Source organism: Streptomyces sp. a15 (assembly GCF_059026085.1).
Map to the genome: position 1 here is coordinate 1 of NZ_JBWLKM010000257.1, position 858 is coordinate 858.

Here is an 858-nt window from a genome sequence, read left to right on the forward strand (position 1 = left end):
ACTCCACCACCGAGGAGCCCGGCGGGACATCGCCGGCGGTGGCGTTCCAACCCTCCACCACCAGCCCACGCTCCAGCCGCCCCACCAGGCCGACCCGGCCCACCAGCACGGACGGATCGGCGACCACCTGCTCCAGGACCCACGCCAGCCGACCCGGCAGATCCCGGGCCACGTCGGCGTCCATCGCGTCGGGCCGGTAGGTCACATGGACCTTCATGGGCCTGCCCGGCATCACACCGAGGGTCAGCGCATAGTGGGTCGCCTGGTGGCCCTCTATGTGCGTGAAGGCGAGCTCGCCGGGCGCCGACGCCTCCTGGGGCGGCAGGGGATAGTTCTCGAACATCAGCATGGTGTCGAACACCGCGCCAGGTCCTCCCACCCGCTGGATCTCGGGCAGGCTGAGGTGCTGGTGGGCGAGAAGCGCGGACTGGCGGGACTGCAGCTCGGTCAGCAGTCGCAGCACGGGCTGGTCGGCGTCCAGGCGGCCCCGTACCGGCACGCTGTTGATGAACAGGCCCACCATCGACTCGACGCCGGGGATCTCGGCGGGACGGCCGGCGACGGTCGCGCCGAAGACGACGTCCGTACGGCCGGTCAGCCGGGCCAGGAGCATCGCCCAGGCGCCCTGGATCACGGTGTTGACGGTCAGGCCGTGGCGGCGGGCGAAGGTGGTGAGGGCATCGGAGAGTTCCTCGGAGAGGGTCAGCTCCTGCTTCTCCGGCAGCACGGGCGCGCGGTCCGGTTCGGCCGGCTCGACGAGGGTGGGGCCGTCGGCGTCCGCCAGCTCGGCCCGCCATGCCTCGCGTGCCGTCTCCTTGTCCTGCCGGGCGAGCCAGGCCAGATGGTCCCGGAAGGAGG

1 protein-coding gene is annotated in these 858 nt (G+C 72.0%); it reads right to left on the minus strand.

What is annotated here, in order from left to right:
* Positions 1-858: condensation domain-containing protein (locus AC5P09_RS51995; RefSeq protein ID WP_493880637.1), on the minus strand; the 858-nt coding region annotated here is incomplete at both ends.